Source organism: Loktanella atrilutea (genome assembly GCF_900128995.1).
GTDB lineage: Bacteria > Pseudomonadota > Alphaproteobacteria > Rhodobacterales > Rhodobacteraceae > Loktanella > Loktanella atrilutea.
On the sequence record NZ_FQUE01000002.1, the window covers coordinates 260,689 to 276,074 of the forward strand.

Genomic DNA, 15,386 nt, shown 5'->3' on the forward strand with positions numbered 1-15,386 from the left:
AGGCCCGGCCCTTTCGTTCAGCTCAGCGCCGCTTCGCACCTGGCGCAAACGCCCGGGTGGCTGTGGGTGCCGACGTCGGGCAGAATCTTCCAGCAGCGCTGACATTTGCTGCCCTCTGCCGTCTCGAAGACCACGCCGACGTCCGGCACGTCCTCCGATCGGAACGCCTCTGCCGGGGCTGGATCGGTTGTGATCTGAATGCCGGAGGTGATGCAGAGGTCGTCGAAGGCGACCGTGCGCAGGATCGCCGCCTCCTCGTCGCTGACATGCACGACGGGCGCGGCTTCGAGCGATGCACCGATCACCTTCTCTGTGCGCTTCACCTCCAGCGCGCCGGTGACGACGCGGCGGACGCGGCGCACGGCAGCCCATTTCGCGGCGAGGTCGGCGTCCAGCCAGTCCTCGGGCGTTTCGGGAAAGTCGTGCAGATGGACCGAGGACACCGGACCGGGATGCCGTTCGAGCCAGACTTCCTCCATCGTGAAGCACAGGATCGGGGCGAGCCATGTGGTCAGCCGGTCAAACAGCAGTTCCAGCACCGTGCGCGCGGCGCGGCGGCGCGCGGTGTCGCCGTCGCAGTAGAGCGCGTCCTTGCGGATGTCGAAGTAGAAGGCCGACAGGTCCAGCGTGGCGAAGTCGAAGATCGCGCGGAACACGCCCTGGAAGTCGTAGGCGGCGTAGCCTTTGCGCACGGTCTGGTCGAGTTCGGCCAAGCGATGCAGCACCCACTGCTCCAGCTCTGGCATGTCGTCGCGGCTGACGCGGTCGGCCTCGGTCACGTCCGCGAGCGAGCCGAGCATGAAACGCATGGTGTTGCGCAGACGGCGGTAGCTGTCGGCGGTGCCCTTCAGGATCTCGGGCCCGATGCGCAGGTCGTTGGTGTAGTCCGACTGCGCGACCCAGAGGCGCAGGATATCGGCGCCGTATTCCTTGATGACCGTCTCGGGTGCCACGGTGTTGCCGACGGACTTGGACATCTTCATGCCCTTCTCGTCCAGTGTGAAGCCGTGGGTCACGACTGCCTTGTAGGGCGCGCGGCCCAGCGTGCCGCAGGCCTGCAGCAGCGAGGAATGGAACCACCCGCGATGCTGGTCGGTGCCTTCCATGTAGACGTCGGCGATCCCGTCGGGCGCGCCGTCCGCCCGGTCGCGCAGCACGAAGGCATGGGTGGAGCCGCTGTCGAACCACACGTCGAGGATGTCGAAGACCTGGTCCCAATCGTCCGCATTGTAGTCGGACCCGAGGAAGCGGGCCTTGGCACCCTCCTCGTACCAGGCGTCGGCGCCTTCCGTCTCGAAGGCCTCGCGGATGCGGGCGTTGACCGCCTCGTCCCGCAGCAGGAAGTCGGGATCTGTGGGCAGCGCGCCCCGCTTCGTGAAGCAGGTCAGCGGCACGCCCCAGGCGCGCTGCCGCGACAGCACCCAGTCGGGGCGCTGGGAGATCATCGCGTGCAGCCGGTTGCGGCCGCGCTGCGGGGTCCAGGTGACCAGCTCGTCGATCGAGGTCAGGGCACGTTCGCGGATCGTCTTGCCATAGGTGTCCTGCCCGTCGCCCACGGGGCGGTCGATGGCGGCGAACCACTGCGGCGTGTTGCGGTAGATCACCGGCGCCTTGGACCGCCAGGAATGGGGGTAGGAGTGCTTGATTTTGCCGCGGGCAAACAGACCGCCGACCTCCACCAGCTTGTCGATGACGGCAGTGTTGGCGTCGCCTTCCCAGGACTTGTTCTTGGGCTTGTCGCGGAAGATGGCCTTGCCGCCGAAGAACGGCAGGTCGGCGCGGAAGGTGCCGTCCTCGGTCACGTTGTAGGTGATGACCTGTTCCAGCATGCCAAGGTCGCGGTAGAGCTCGAATTCCTCCATCCCATGCGACGGCGCGCAGTGGACGAAGCCGGTGCCTTCGTCGGCGGTGACGAAATCGGCGGCGCGGAAGTCGCGGGGGGCGTCCCATTCGCCGCCGGACCCTTCCGTGCCGGCCAGCGGGTGCTGAAGGCTGATCTTGTGCAGATCGTCGTGGGTCACGTCGCGCAGGCGGCGATACATGCCCGGCTCCAGCCGGCCCTTCTGCATCACGGCGTCGGCCAGGTTGTCGGCGATCAGGAAGCGGTCGCCGACCGAGACCCAGGATTGCTCCGGCGTGCCGGTGACCTCGTAGAGGCCATAGGCGATGTCCTCGCCCCAGACGACGGCCTTGTTGCTGGGCATGGTCCAGGGGGTCGTGGTCCAGATCAAGACATGCGCGCCGTCAAGGTCGGCGTCACCGGTGCCGATCACCTCGAACTTCACCCAGACCGTGTGGCTTTCCTTGTCGTGGTATTCGACCTCGGCCTCGGCGAGCGCCGTCTTTTCCACCGGCGACCACATCACGGGCTTGGAGCCCTGATAGAGCGTGCCGTTCATCAGGAACTTCTGGAACTCGGCGGCGATCACGGCCTCGGCGTGGAAATCCATCGTGAGGTACGGATCGGCCCAGTTGCCGGTGATGCCGAGACGCTTGAACTCCTCGCGCTGGATGTCGACCCAGCCCGCGGCGAACTTCCGGCACTCGGCGCGGAAGTCGTTGATCGGCACGTCGTCCTTGTTCAGGCCCTTCTCGCGGTACTGCTCCTCGATCTTCCATTCGATGGGCAGGCCGTGGCAATCCCAGCCGGGGACGTAGCGCGCATCATGGCCCATCATCTGGCGCGACCGCACGATCATGTCCTTGATCGTCTTGTTCAGCGCGTGACCGATGTGCAGGTGGCCGTTGGCGTAAGGCGGACCATCATGCAGGATGAAGGGCGTCCGGTTCTCCTTGCCGCGCAGGGTGTCGTAGACGCCGATCTCCTCCCACCGGGCGAGCCACTCGGGCTCGCGCTTCGGCAGGCCCGCGCGCATTGGAAAGTCCGTGCGCGGCAGGTTCAGGGTGTCCTTGTAATCGACGGTAGTTTCGGTCGTATCGGGCGTGTCGGCGCACATGGGGCGGCGTCCTTCGATAGGAAATGGTGGACAAGGGGGGGCGGCGTCATGCGCCTTGACCCGGCGGCGCTGAAAGCTCAGCGCGCCGGGGACATAATTCGTATCAGGACCCGCATCATCATGTCCGCGTTATAGGCAGCGGCACCACCGGGGTAAAGATGGTGCAACCGGGATGGCCCGCACACCCCGGCGCGGCTTCTGCCGGCGTTCAACGGCAGTAGGATCCGCTGCGATACCGCGCCGTATCGACATGAAAATGATCGTGGTGTGCCGCATTGGCGCCGGGGCCAAGCACGGTCCCGAAGGGGCCGCAGGCGGCCGACCACATCGCCTTCAGCTGACGTCCGGCAGCGCCGCGGTTCCAATCGGTCGCCACGGTAAGTTCCCGCCCGTTCTTCAACTGAATACCGCCGATGTCGACGGCACGCCCACGCCCGTGCTCTGACAGCTTGTTGTTCGTGGCACTGCCGCCGACCCGGTTGCGGCAGGTGTAGTGCCCGACGACCCGCAGGGCGGCCACACCGCCGCCGGTGTCGCCCACCGCGGGAACGATGCCATCGGTCACCCACCTCCGCAAAGCCTTGGCGGTGTTGCAGTCGATGGTGGGCTGCTCTGTCAGGCGGATGCCAGCCACGGACTTTACCCGCACGGCACCGATGACCCCGCAACCGCCGGGACCGGCGATATCGGCAATTTCTTCGCCCTGAATGGCCGGATCGCCGCAAATCTGGCCCCGCGCCAGCTCTTGCTGCTGACGCACGGCCCTTTGGGTGATGGCTGCAGGGCGAAGGGCCGGCCGATCCGTCAACTGCGGTGCGAGCGGGCTGGCCGGCCCGGCCGTGACATCCCGATCGTCAGGTGGTTCGGCGACCGCGATGCTGCCGCCGGGGCGCAGGACAGGGCGGATCGTCACGATCTCCTCGGGCGGGGCAGCCCCTTCCTCCTCGATCGTGACGACTGAGTCCGGACGCAAGGCGGGCCGAAGCGTGGCACCCGGCCCCTGTGCCAGTGCCGACGTCGCCAGCAGCACGAGCACCGCGGCGGGCCAGACACGCGTCACCGTTTCACCGGCGTCCGGCCGAAATCCGGCGCATCCGTATCCTGTCCCGCATCTATGATGCCACGCCGGATCGCCCGGGTCCGCGTAAAATAGGCATGCAGGTGGTCACCGTCGCCGGTCCGGATTGCCCGCTGCAGGGCAAAGAGCTCTTCGGTGAAGCGGCCGAGAATTTCCAGCGTCGCCTCCTTGTTCGTCAGGAAGACGTCGCGCCACATCGTGGGGTCGGAGGCCGCGATGCGGGTGAAGTCGCGAAACCCCGCGGCGGAATACTTGATGACCTCGCTGTCGGTGACGCGCCGCAGGTCATCGGCCACGCCCACCATCGTGTAGGCAATCAGGTGCGGTGTGTGGCTGGTGACGGCGAGAACCAGATCGTGGTGGTCCGCATCCATCTCGTCGGTGTTGGCGCCCATGCCCTGCCACAGGACTTCCAGACGCTCCACCGCCGCGCGATCGGTGCCCGGGGTGGGGACGATGATGCACCAGCGGTTGTCGAACAGCGTGGCGAAGCCCGCGCGCGGCCCCGAATGTTCGGTGCCCGCCAGCGGATGCGCCGGAACAAAATGCACGCCGTCCGGCACGAAGGGCGAGACGGCCTCGATCACTGCCTTCTTGACCGACCCCACATCCGACAGCGTGGCCCCGGGCTTTAGCGCCGGTCCGATGTCGGCCATGACCTCGGCCATCGCCCCCACCGGCACGCACAGCACCACGAGGTCGGCGTCGCGCACCGCCTCGTCCGCCGTTTCGCAGACCTCGCAGAGATTCAGCTCGCGCGCGATGTCCCGCGTGTCCCGGCTGCGGGCATAGCCGGTGATCTGCCCGACCAATCCGCCGCGTTTCATCGCCAATGCCATCGACGAGGCGATCAGACCCAGCCCGATCAGCGCGACCTTGTCGTAGACCACGGTCACCGGGCGCCCTTAAACTGCGCCACTGCATGCACGACACGCCGGCACGCGGACTCGTCGCCCACAGTGATGCGCAGGCACTGCGGCAGATTGTAGCCCGCGACCCGTCGCACGATGATCCCCTGCGTGCGCAGGTAATCGTCGCAGGCGTTCGCCTCTGCTTCACTGGTGAAGCGCGCCAGCACGAAATTCGCGGTCGACGTGTCAGACGGCACGCCCAGTTCAGCCAGCGCCGTTGCCATCCATTCGCGCCAGCGCGCGTTGTCGGCCCGGCACCGGTCGACCCATCCGGTGTCGCGCACCGCGGCCTCCGCCGCGGCGAGTGCCGCGGTGGACAGGTTGAACGGCCCCCTGACCCGGGTCAGCGTGTCGATGATCTCCTGCGGACCATAGCCCCAGCCGACCCGCAAGCCGCCAAGGCCGTAGATCTTGGAAAACGTCCGCGTCATGACGACGTTCTGGCGCGATTCGACCAGGGCGAGGCCGGCATCGAAGCCTTCGACATATTCGGCGTAGGCCCCGTCCAGCACGAGGATCGCGCCAGATGGCAGGCCCTCGGCCAGCCGCGCAACCTCTGCCTGACCGATCATGGTCCCAGTGGGATTGTTGGGGTTGGCAATGAAGACCAGCCGCGTCCTGTCGGTGCACGCGGCGAGGATGGCGTCCACATCCGTGACGCGCTCATGCTCCTTGACCTCGACGGGCGTGGCCCCGTTCGCCAGCGCCGAGATGCGGTACATCGCGAAACCATGCTCGGTGTGGATCACCTCGGTCCCCGGGCCGGTATACGCCTGACACAGAAAGTGGATGATCTCGTCGCTGCCGACACCGCAGATCACGCGCGTTGGATCGAGGTGCCAGACATCGCCGATGGCCGTGCGCAACCCCGCATGATCCGTGACCGGATAGCGGTGCAGGTCGTGCGCCGCCCGGCTGAACGCCTCTTTCGCGCGGTCGGAGGGCCCGTAGGGGTTTTCGTTCGAGGACAGCTTCAGCACGTTCACGACACCGTCGACGTGCGCGGCCCCGCCCTGGTAAAGGGCGATGTCCATGATGCCGGGACGAGGTGTGATGGTCATCGGGTGCGATCCGTCTGTGGGGCGTGCCGTGGTTCTAGCGATCAAGCGCCGCCCTGACCAGTGGCAAGAGACCGAAGCAGGCGCGCTGCGGGACGGCGGGCGGGGCGCCTTGGCCGCGTCAGCGGACAACAGCGTCGCACGGCGTTCCGATCTCCGCTCCGGACCAGGGCCATAAGTGTCGCACGGCGCCGCGACCGAACGAAGGCGTTCCACCATCACAAAGCATTGTCGCGCGCGATCCGCCTACCGCGGAGCCAGACACGCCGATCATCCCGACGAAAAATCGGGACCCATACGCGAAAGGCCGCCCCTTGGGGCGGCCTTTGCGGTCCATCAGGACAGAAGGCTCAGTTCTTGGCGTAGAATTCGACGACTAGGTTCGGCTCCATCGTCACCGGGTAGGGCACGTCGCCAAGGGTCGGGGTACGCACGAAGGTCGCGACCATCTTGGAGTGGTCGACTTCCATGTAGTCGGGCACGTCCCGCTCGGGCAGTTGCGCGGCAACCAGCACCAGCTCCAGCTGCTTGGACTTCTGCCGGACTTCGATCACGTCACCTTCCTTCACGCGGTAGGAGGGGATGTTCACGCGGACGCCGTTCACGGTCACGTGGCCGTGGTTCACGAACTGGCGGGCGGCGAAGACGGTCGGCACGAACTTGGCGCGATAGACCACGGCGTCGAGACGACGCTCCAGCAGGCCGATCAGGTTCTCGCCGGTGTCGCCACGGACGCGCTCGGCCTCGGTGTAGATGCGACGGAACTGCTTTTCGGTCAGGTCGCCGTAGTAGCCCTTCAGCTTCTGCTTGGCGCGCAGCTGAAGGCCGAAGTCGGAGACCTTGCCCTTGCGGCGCTGGCCGTGCTGGCCGGGGCCGTATTCACGGCGGTTGACCGGGGACTTCGGACGGCCCCAGATGTTTTCGCCCATGCGGCGGTCGATCTTGTACTTGGCAGCGGTGCGTTTGGTCACGGCTGATCTCCTTCGGCTGGTATGAAGGGCGTTGTCCTTTGGGTTTCACCCCCGACAGGCATCCCCTTGCGGGGGCCACCAACACCATGTGTATCCGGGGCGATTAGAGGACCCGGCACCGGCTGTCAACGGGCAATGATACGGCGAACCGGCGAGGCCGGAGCCTCCGGCGGGAGTTTGACCGGTCGAATGAATGAAGGATCAGTCCGCACCCGCATAGGTCAGGGTTGCCTGCACCGCGCGTTGCCATTGCTGGTATTTGCGACCGCGATCTACGGAATCCATCGCCGGTGCAAAGGTGCGGTCGAGCGCCCATTTTGCCGCGAACCCCGCCTGATCGGGGTAGAGACCGGCACGCTGTCCGGCAAGCCATGCAGCACCCAGCGCCGTCGTCTCGAGCACCACGGGGCGATCGACCGGGGCATCGATGATGTCGGCGAGGAACTGCATGGCGTAGTCAGAGGCGCTCATCCCGCCGTCGACGCGCAGGCTGGCCTCTCCTGCCTCGCTCTTCCAGTCGGCCCGCATCGCGTCGAGCAGGTCGCGGGTCTGGTAACCGACCGATTCGAGTGCGGCGCGTGCCAGTTCAGCCGGCCCGGTGTTGCGCGACAAGCCGTAGATCGCTCCGCGGCAATCCGCATTCCAGTAAGGGGCGCCCAGCCCCGTGAAGGCCGGGACGAGAATCACCGGTTGGTCAACATCCGAAGATTCCGCCAGCGGCTGTGTTTCCTGCGCCTCGCGGATCATCTTCAGACCATCGCGCAGCCATTGAACGACTGCGCCCGCAATGAAGATCGATCCTTCGAGGGCATAAGTGGGCTTGCCGTCGATCTGATAGGCGATCGTGGTCAGCAGGCGCGAGGTCGAGGCGACGGGCGTGTCGCCGGTATTGAGAAGCGCGAAACAGCCCGTACCGTACGTGGATTTCAGCATCCCCGGCTTGAAGCAGGCCTGTCCCAGGGTCGCTGCCTGCTGGTCGCCCGCAACGCCGAGGATCGGGATCGGGCGGCCAAACAGGTCCGATCGCGCGGTGCCGAAGTCGGCGGCGGAGTCCTTCACCTCGGGCAGCATTTCCATGGGAATGTCGAGCAATGTGGCGATCGTCGAGGACCAGCGTCCCTTGTGGATGTCGTACAGCATGGTGCGGCTGGCATTCGTCGCATCGGTGACATGGGCATGGCCGCCGGTCAATTTCCAGATCAGCCAACTGTCCACGGTGCCGAAGGCCAGCTCTCCACGCCGGGCGCGGTCGCGCGATCCGTCCACGTGATCGAGGATCCACTTCACCTTGGTCGCAGAGAAATAGGGATCGAGCAGAAGGCCGGTCTTGGCCGTGACCGTTTCGGCATGTTCTGCCAGATCGCGGCAGATCTGCGCCGTGCGGCGATCCTGCCAGACGATGGCATTATGGATCGGTTGACCGGTCTTGCGGTCCCAGACGAGCGTGGTTTCCCGTTGATTGGTGATCCCGATGGCCGCGATGTCGTCTGCGCCGAGGCCGGCCTTTTCGATCACCGCGCGACAGGTCGCCGCCGTGGTGGACCACAGATCGGACGGATCGTGCTCGACCCAGCCAGACTGCGGAAAATGCTGGGGAAACTCCTCCTGCGCGGTCGCGACCGGTGTCATGTCCGCACCGAAGATGATGGCGCGCGTGGACGTGGTGCCCTGGTCGATGGCAAGGATGTGGGTCATGTGGCGTCTCCTCCGGTCAGCGGGGCCGAAGCGGGCCCCGCCGGCACGATGGCTTATTTCGCCGAGGCCGGAAAGGCCGGGAGTTTGTCGATGTCGCGGGGATCGTGCTGGATGATCAGCGTGGCGCCCAGATTGCCGGCCAGCCTGTTCATCCTGTCGATGGAGGCCAGCGTATCACCGCGGTCCGTATTGAAGGGGGGTACGCCGGCGTTTGCGATCTGCTCTTCGAAATGGACGACATCGCCGGATAGCAGCACCGGCCCTGTCTCGGCCAATTGCAGAAGCAAAGCGAGGCTGCCGGGCGTATGGCCCGGCATCGCAAGCATCGTCACGGAGCCGTCACCGAAGACGTCGGTATCGCCCATCGTCGTGGTCAGCTTGCCGCCATCCTGCCAGGGCTTCACCAGATCCGGGTTGGCAAATCCTTCGGCGAAGGTCGGCAGGGGGTCGGATGACAGCACGTCCCAGTCGCGGGTGTCGATCATCAGCTCGGCCTGTGGAAAGCTGGCTGCCTGCCCGGTGTGGTCGAAATGGTAGTGGCTGATCCCGACCCGTCCGATGTCGGCGGGTGTCAGGTCGATTTCGGCCAGTTGCTCTTCGATCGTCACCTTCAGGGTCGGCGACAGGGCATCGGTGTCGTTCTGTTCCGCCCCTTTCAGCGCGACCGGCAATCCCGTGTCCCAGAGCATGTAGTCGCTGCCGTGGCGGATCAGATAACAGGAGGAGGTCAGGTCGCGCGTCTCGCCGGTATAGGCGCGCGTGTCGGAAAACATGTCGAGGTCGTTTACCTTCACCTCGCCGCAGTCGAGGCGCCAGAGCTCTACCTCGACAGGATCGGCATTGGACTGGGCGAAGGCCGGCAGGGTGGCCGTCATCAACAGGGCGACAAGGATCGGCGTCTTCATGAAAATGTCCTCCGGTGGCATAGGTGGCGCGGTGTAGCGGGCGACGTTTCTGTACCCGACGGGACGAAAGCCGGGACGGTTTTGGATCAGTCGGTCGGAATCAGGTCGCGGATGTGGCGTACGGCGGCGGCATAACCGTTGATGCCCAATCCCACGATCACGCCGTCGGCGCGGGCCGAGATGTAGGAATGATGCCGGAAGGACTCCCGCCGGTGAACGTTGGAAATGTGAACCTCGATCACGGGGCCTTCGAAGGCGTTCAGCGCATCGAGGATCGCGATAGAGGTGTGGGTATAGGCGCCGGCGTTGATGACGATGCCTTGAGCGCTCTCGCGCGCCTCATGAATCCAGTCGACAAGCTGCCCCTCGTGGTTGGACTGCTTGATGTCGACCGCAACATCGCCGGCCGCGGTGCGGCAGAGTTCGGCTACATCGTCGAGGGTTGCGTGGCCGTAAATCTCGGGCTGGCGTTTCCCCAGCAGGTTCAGATTAGGACCGTTAAGGACAAGGATGCTGCTGGTCATGTCACTGCATTAGCACGTGGCGCCTGCGGTGGGGAGGCCGGATTTTCTACGAAAATCCGGTGTTCCGATTTTTCTAGAAAAATCGGCTGCGGCATCAGCGGTAGTGCAACGACTGGCCGTTGTGGAAGATCTGCACCTTGTCAGACTGCGCCGTCATCCGGACGGTCTGACCACGCAGGCCCTGATGGATGCCCGGCAGCTTGCCGATGACCGCATCGTTGTCGCCGATCCGATCGAAGTAAAGCAGCGTGACCTCGCCCAGCGCCTCGGTGATGTTGACCGTTCCCTCGAAGATGTAGGGCGCACCATCCTCCACCGCCGACAGATCCTCGGGGCGGACGCCGACGTTGACCTGCAGGCCCCTGTCAGAGTCACGGGTCGGCACGGCGGCGACGGCAGTACCTCCACCGGCCAGCTTCACGGTGGTCTGCGCGCCGGTCTCCACGATTTCTCCCGCTAGTAGGTTCATGGCAGGGGAGCCGATGAACTGGGCCACGAACTCGTTCTGGGGGCGCTCGTAAAGTTCCAGCGGGGTGCCGACCTGCGCGATGCCCTTGTTGGCCAGCACCACGATGCGAGAAGCGAGGGTCATCGCCTCGACCTGATCGTGGGTGACGTAGATCATCGTGCTGTCTGGCATAGATTCCTTGAGCTGCGCGATCTCGATCCGGGTGGCCACCCGCAGAGCGGCATCGAGGTTCGACAGCGGTTCATCGAAAAGATAGACCTTGGGGTCGCGCACGATGGACCGCCCGATGGCGACCCGCTGGCGCTGGCCGCCCGACAGCGCCTTCGGCAGGCGGTCGAGGTAGGGTTCAAGCTGCAGTATCCGCGCCGCCTTTGCGACGGCGGCGTCGATCTCGGCCTTCGACTTCTTCGCCAGTTTGAGCGCGAAGGTCATGTTGTCGCGCACCGTCATGTGTGGATAAAGCGCGTAGCTTTGGAAGACCATCGCGATGCCGCGCTGGGCGGGGGGGATGTCGTTTACAACACGCCCATCGATCTGCAACTCGCCGCCCGAAATCTTCTCCAGCCCCGCGATCATTCGTAGCAAGGTGGACTTGCCGCAGCCCGAGGGGCCGACGAAGACGATCAATTCCCCGGTCTTGATGTCGAGGTTGATGTTCTTGAGGACGTCGATCGTGCCGCCGTAGGTCTTGGCCACATCTGTCAGTTTGAGCGTTGCCATGGGATGGGTTCCTTTATTTCACGGACCCGGCCAGCAGGCCGCGGACGAGGAATCGTTGCAGGGAGAAGAAGACGAGCAGCGGCACGGCGATCGACACGAAGGCGGATGTGGCGAGGATCTCCCAGTTGCCGCCGCGGGTGCCCAGAAGCTCGACGATCTGCTTGGTCATCACTGTGGTGTCGCCGGAGCTGTCGATCAGGAACACCAGCGCCACCAGCAGGTCGTTCCAGGTCCACAGGAATTGGAAGATCGCGAAGGACGCGAGTGCGGGATAGGACAGCGGCAGGATGATCTTGACGAAGATCTGGAAATCCGTGGCACCGTCGACGCGGGCATTCTCGATGATGTCACGCGGAAGGCCGACCATGTAATTGCGCAACAAATAGATCGCGAGCGGCAGGCCAAAGCCAGTATGGGCAAGCCAGACGCCGAGGTAGCCCTTGCCGATCCCGATCTCGTTGTGCAGACGCAGAAGCGGGATCAGCGCCAGTTGCAGCGGCACGACCAGCAGGCCGACGACGGCAGCGATCAGCAGGGCGCGGCCGGGGAAGTCCATCCATGCCAGCGCATAGGCGGCAAATGCCGCAATCAGGATGGGAATGATCGTCGCGGGAATCGTCACGGTCAGGGTGTTGAAGAACGCCTTGGCCATGCCCTCTCGATTGTTCGGATTGAAGAGGACGTTGCGGTAGTTGTCGAGCGTGAACTCCGGCGGGGTCTTGGCGGTGGTAAATACGCGCTGTCCCCTGCCCGACTGCGGCTCCGGACTTGTCCAGACGTAGTCGCCGTTGGCCTGCACGGTGATCTGCTCGCCGTCGCCCAGATCGGCGGTGTCGCCGGGCGCGTATTCGTCGATGTTCAGCGATCCCGTTCCCCAGGCGCTGATGGTTGCCTGCACCGCGTCGATATCCGCCGCCTGCCCTTCGGCGACGAAGAGGTTGCCGTCGATCTGGTAGACGCCGTTCACCTCTGCAATGTTGTCTTCACCGGGCCGCGCCGTCCGGAGCGTCTGGTTCTGTTCCTGCGGGAACATCGACGCCCACCAGCCAGAGGAGGAAATCTGGTCCGCCGTGCGGAAGGAACTGATGAACAGGCCCGCCGTCGGGAACAGCCACAGGGCCACCAGCAATACGACCGAGATGTTCACGACCCATGTCAGCGACGACTTGCCGCCCGCCATACCGTCATCCATCAGCGCATCTCCTTGCGGGCGTTGTAGACGTTCCAGACCAGGATCGGCGTGACCAACAGCATGATGACCATGGCCGCCGCCGACCCAACGCCCCAGTCGTTGGCGCGAAACAGCTTGTCGTACATGTAGTTGGCCAGCACCTGCGTCTGCCATTGGCCGTTGGTCATGGCATAAACGATGTCGAAGACCTTGAGCACGACGATGGTGATGGTCGTCCAGACCACGACGATAGTCGAGGAGATCTGCGGCATCTTGATCGAAAAGAAGATCTGCAACGGGTTGGCGCCGTCGATGATCGCGGCCTCGATCGTCTCTTCGGGGATACCGCGCAGGGCCGCTGACAGGATGACCATGGCAAAGCCGGTCTGGATCCAGATCAGCACGATCATCAGAAAGAAGCTGTTCCACACCGGGATCGTCAGCCACTGCTGCGGCACGCCATAGGGATAGGTACCGGTCACGGCGTTTAGCGCACCCAGCAGGCAGGCGAGCACCAAGACGGCCGTGACCACAGCGGCAGAGATCCGGACGATGCTGTTGATCAGCCCGGGACGGCTTTGGTCCGGACGCAGCACGGGTCTGGCGAAGACCCAGACCAGAAAGGCGCAAAGCGTTGCGATCGCCAGCAGGATCACCACGGGCAGGATGCGCAGGATCACGACGGACCAGATCGCGCCGTCGAACTGCAGCCAGATCGCGTTCAGGATGCCGATCTGGTTGGTGCCTTCAGGGCGGGCATCGTAGACCAGCTTGAAGATCACCGCAGCGCCCACGAACGAGATCGCCATCGGCATGAAGATGATCGATTTTGCAAAGCTGCCCCAGCGGATGCGATCGGTCAACTGTGCCGCCAATAGGCCGAAGGCGGTCGAGGCGGCAGGCACCACGATCAGCCACAACATGTTGTTGCGCAGCGCCTCCCAGAACTTTGGATCCAGACCCATCTGCCGGTAATTCGCGAGGCCCACGAAGGCGTTGCCCTGACTGCGGTCGGTCAGCGACAGCCAGATCGTCGCAAACACCGGATAGGCGAGGTAAAGACCCAGCGCCAGGATTGCCGGGGCGAGGAAGAGCCAGGGGCGCACCTTCTCGGCCCGGTTGATGTTACGACCGGCATTCGGGCCGGTGCCGGGAAAGATGACCTTGTCCAGTAGGATGTTGGAAAAGTAGAAGTAGGCGAGACAGCCACCGACGCCGATCACGATCGTCACCAGGCCGAGTAGTGCCGGATTCATGGATGTCCCCCCTTGCAATGCCGTCGATCCGGACCCTCCCGTCCGGATGCGGTCGCGCGGCGGACCGCGCGACCTTTGGTGCTTACTTCAGCGCGTCCCAGGAAGCCTGGATCTTGTCTGCGACGGACTGCGCATCCTCGCCACCGACATAATCGACCATGCCGGTCCAGAAGGTGCCAGCACCGACGCCGCCTGGCATCAAATCGGATGCATCGAAGCGGAAGGTGGTGGCCGATGTCAGGATCTCGCCCAATGCGCGGCGGGTGTCGTTTTCATAGGTTTCGAGGTTCGCGGTGGTCAGCGGCGTCAGGAAGCCCTGACCGGGAACCGCCATCCAGATCTCGTGTGCGATCGGGGTCTGCAGGAACTTGATCAGCGCTTCTGCCCCCGGGTTATCGTTCGTGATCGCAAAGATCGTCCCGGCCCCCAACACCGGCTGGCCCAGATCTTTGTCCGCATAGGCGGGCATGTAGAAGAAGTTCGCGTCACCATCCTCGCCGACCAGCGTGCCGTCCGGGAAGAATGCGGGGATGAAGGATGCCTGATGGTGCAGGTAGCACTGCGGCGGGCTGTCGAAGAGACCCTTGGGACTGTCGCGGAAGTCCGTCGAGGCGACGGCGCCCGCTCCGCCGGCGACATAGGCGTCGTTCTTGGCAAAATGGCCGAATTCCTCGATCGCGCCGACGACTTCGGGCGAGTTGAAGGGCAGCTCGTTCGTGACCCACTTGTCATAGTTTTCTGGCGACTGGGTGCGCAGCATCATGTCCTCGACCCAATCGGTCGCGGGCCAGCCCGTCGCACCGCCCGATCCCAGACCGATGCACCACGGCGTGCCGCCGTCCTCGACGATCTGGTCCGTCAGGGCCTTGAGTTCCTCCATCGTGGTCGGGACTTCATAGCCCGCATCCTCGAAGTTCTCGGGCACGTACCAGACAAGCGACTTCACGTCGGCCTTGTAGGGGAAGCCGTAGAAGGCCTCGCTGCCGTCGGCGCCGGCGTAGGTCCCTAGGTCGACCCAGGATTGACCGGCGGCATAGTTTTCGGCCATCCAGTCGGCAGCCTCCTGCCCCAGCGGGGTCAGGAAACCACGTTTGGCCATGTCGGCCGCAAGGCCCGGCTGCGGGAAGACGGCGACATTGGCAGACGATCCTGCCTCGGCATCGATGACGACCTGCTGTTCGAAGCTGTCGGACCCGGTATAGCGCACGTCAGCGCCGGTGGCGTCGGCGAAATAGGCGAGCACCGCCTCCACCGCGGCCTGATCCGGGCCCAACCAAGGACCGAAGACGGTGACCTGCTGCCCCGACAGATCAGTGGCGTCCGCAAAGGTCTGCAGGCTGTCCCAGGTGAACGCACCCTCGCCCTTGGGGAACATCAGGTCCTGCGCCGTGGCGGAGTGTGCGGATACGGCCAGCAGCGCGATGGCGCTTACGCCAGACAGAGTGCGGATCATGGTGTGGTCTCCTCCCAGAGTATATCGAGCTCGGTTCAATCCGAAGCATTTCGGTCAAGGCTCCGACGCGCGCGGATGTCGACAATTGCAGCCCGCCAACACGCAAACCTTTCCGAAAGGTTAGGACAACTCACCCGTGGTGGAAAGGGCCGTATTGCGCAATCCTGACGCGAAGCATTTTGCTGCTCGCATCGGGATTTTGATACGCGCTGGTCTGC

The 15,386-nt window shown here is 64.6% G+C and carries 12 protein-coding genes; all 12 read right to left on the minus strand.

From position 1 onward, the window contains the following. Nucleotides 1–17: 17 nt before the first annotated feature. The 12 genes from ileS to BUA54_RS06545 all read right to left on the minus strand — a co-directional run bounded on the left by ileS (nucleotide 18) and on the right by BUA54_RS06545 (nucleotide 15,168). Nucleotides 18–2,957 (minus strand): isoleucine--tRNA ligase, encoded by a 2,940-nt coding sequence (gene ileS / locus BUA54_RS06490; RefSeq protein WP_072856415.1) that lies wholly within the window; start codon nucleotides 2,955–2,957, stop codon nucleotides 18–20. Between the two features lie 208 nt (nucleotides 2,958–3,165). Then, nucleotides 3,166–4,017, minus strand: a complete 852-nt coding sequence (locus tag BUA54_RS06495) for an extensin-like domain-containing protein (protein WP_072856416.1) — start codon at nucleotides 4,015–4,017, stop codon at nucleotides 3,166–3,168. Then, nucleotides 4,014–4,931, minus strand: coding sequence for a prephenate/arogenate dehydrogenase family protein (locus tag BUA54_RS06500; RefSeq protein ID WP_072856417.1), 918 nt, complete (start codon nucleotides 4,929–4,931; stop codon nucleotides 4,014–4,016). The genes BUA54_RS06495 and BUA54_RS06500 overlap by 4 nt, the downstream gene beginning before the upstream one ends. Next, a complete protein-coding gene (gene hisC / locus BUA54_RS06505) occupies nucleotides 4,928–6,007 on the minus strand; it encodes a histidinol-phosphate transaminase (RefSeq protein WP_072856418.1) in 1,080 nt (359 codons plus the stop codon). The genes BUA54_RS06500 and hisC overlap by 4 nt, the downstream gene beginning before the upstream one ends. Nucleotides 6,008–6,354: 347 nt before the next feature. Continuing rightward, the gene (rpsD, locus tag BUA54_RS06510) at nucleotides 6,355–6,975 is read right to left on the minus strand and encodes a 30S ribosomal protein S4 (RefSeq protein WP_072856419.1); all 621 of its coding nucleotides are present in this window, start codon (nucleotides 6,973–6,975) and stop codon (nucleotides 6,355–6,357) included. Between the two features lie 201 nt (nucleotides 6,976–7,176). Then, nucleotides 7,177–8,670, minus strand: a complete 1,494-nt coding sequence (gene glpK, locus BUA54_RS06515) for a glycerol kinase GlpK (RefSeq protein WP_072856420.1) — start codon at nucleotides 8,668–8,670, stop codon at nucleotides 7,177–7,179. A gap of 53 nt (nucleotides 8,671–8,723) precedes the next feature. Then, entirely contained in the window at nucleotides 8,724–9,575 is an 852-nt protein-coding gene (locus tag BUA54_RS06520) for an N-acyl homoserine lactonase family protein (RefSeq protein ID WP_072856421.1), read from the minus strand. Nucleotides 9,576–9,661: 86 nt separating this feature from the next. Next, nucleotides 9,662–10,099: a type II 3-dehydroquinate dehydratase gene (aroQ, locus tag BUA54_RS06525; protein ID WP_072856422.1), complete on the minus strand. Its 438-nt coding sequence runs from the start codon at nucleotides 10,097–10,099 to the stop codon at nucleotides 9,662–9,664. 94 nt (nucleotides 10,100–10,193) lie between these two features. Then, nucleotides 10,194–11,288: an ABC transporter ATP-binding protein gene (locus BUA54_RS06530; RefSeq protein WP_072856423.1), complete on the minus strand. Its 1,095-nt coding sequence runs from the start codon at nucleotides 11,286–11,288 to the stop codon at nucleotides 10,194–10,196. A 13-nt stretch (nucleotides 11,289–11,301) separates the two neighbouring features. Next, nucleotides 11,302–12,480, minus strand: coding sequence for a carbohydrate ABC transporter permease (locus tag BUA54_RS06535; RefSeq protein ID WP_072856424.1), 1,179 nt, complete (start codon nucleotides 12,478–12,480; stop codon nucleotides 11,302–11,304). Continuing rightward, nucleotides 12,480–13,715 carry a carbohydrate ABC transporter permease gene (locus BUA54_RS06540; RefSeq protein WP_072856425.1) on the minus strand — a complete coding sequence of 412 codons (1,236 nt, stop codon included), beginning with the start codon at nucleotides 13,713–13,715 and terminating at the stop codon, nucleotides 12,480–12,482. Before BUA54_RS06540 ends, BUA54_RS06535 begins: the two co-directional genes overlap by 1 nt. Nucleotides 13,716–13,797: 82 nt before the next feature. Then, entirely contained in the window at nucleotides 13,798–15,168 is a 1,371-nt protein-coding gene (locus BUA54_RS06545; RefSeq protein WP_072856426.1) for an ABC transporter substrate-binding protein, read from the minus strand. Between the last annotated feature and the right edge of the window lie 218 nt (nucleotides 15,169–15,386).

Coding starts and splice junctions, on each gene's coding strand:
- ileS (WP_072856415.1), bottom strand. CDS start 2,957: ATGTGCGCCGACACGCCCGATACGACCGAAACTACCGTCGATTACAAG.
- hisC (WP_072856418.1), bottom strand. CDS start 6,007: ATGACCATCACACCTCGTCCCGGCATCATGGACATCGCCCTTTACCAG.
- glpK (WP_072856420.1), bottom strand. CDS start 8,670: ATGACCCACATCCTTGCCATCGACCAGGGCACCACGTCCACGCGCGCC.
- BUA54_RS06520 (WP_072856421.1), bottom strand. CDS start 9,575: ATGAAGACGCCGATCCTTGTCGCCCTGTTGATGACGGCCACCCTGCCG.
- aroQ (WP_072856422.1), bottom strand. CDS start 10,099: ATGACCAGCAGCATCCTTGTCCTTAACGGTCCTAATCTGAACCTGCTG.
- BUA54_RS06530 (WP_072856423.1), bottom strand. CDS start 11,288: ATGGCAACGCTCAAACTGACAGATGTGGCCAAGACCTACGGCGGCACG.
- BUA54_RS06535 (WP_072856424.1), bottom strand. CDS start 12,480: ATGGATGACGGTATGGCGGGCGGCAAGTCGTCGCTGACATGGGTCGTG.
- BUA54_RS06540 (WP_072856425.1), bottom strand. CDS start 13,715: ATGAATCCGGCACTACTCGGCCTGGTGACGATCGTGATCGGCGTCGGT.
- BUA54_RS06545 (WP_072856426.1), bottom strand. CDS start 15,168: ATGATCCGCACTCTGTCTGGCGTAAGCGCCATCGCGCTGCTGGCCGTA.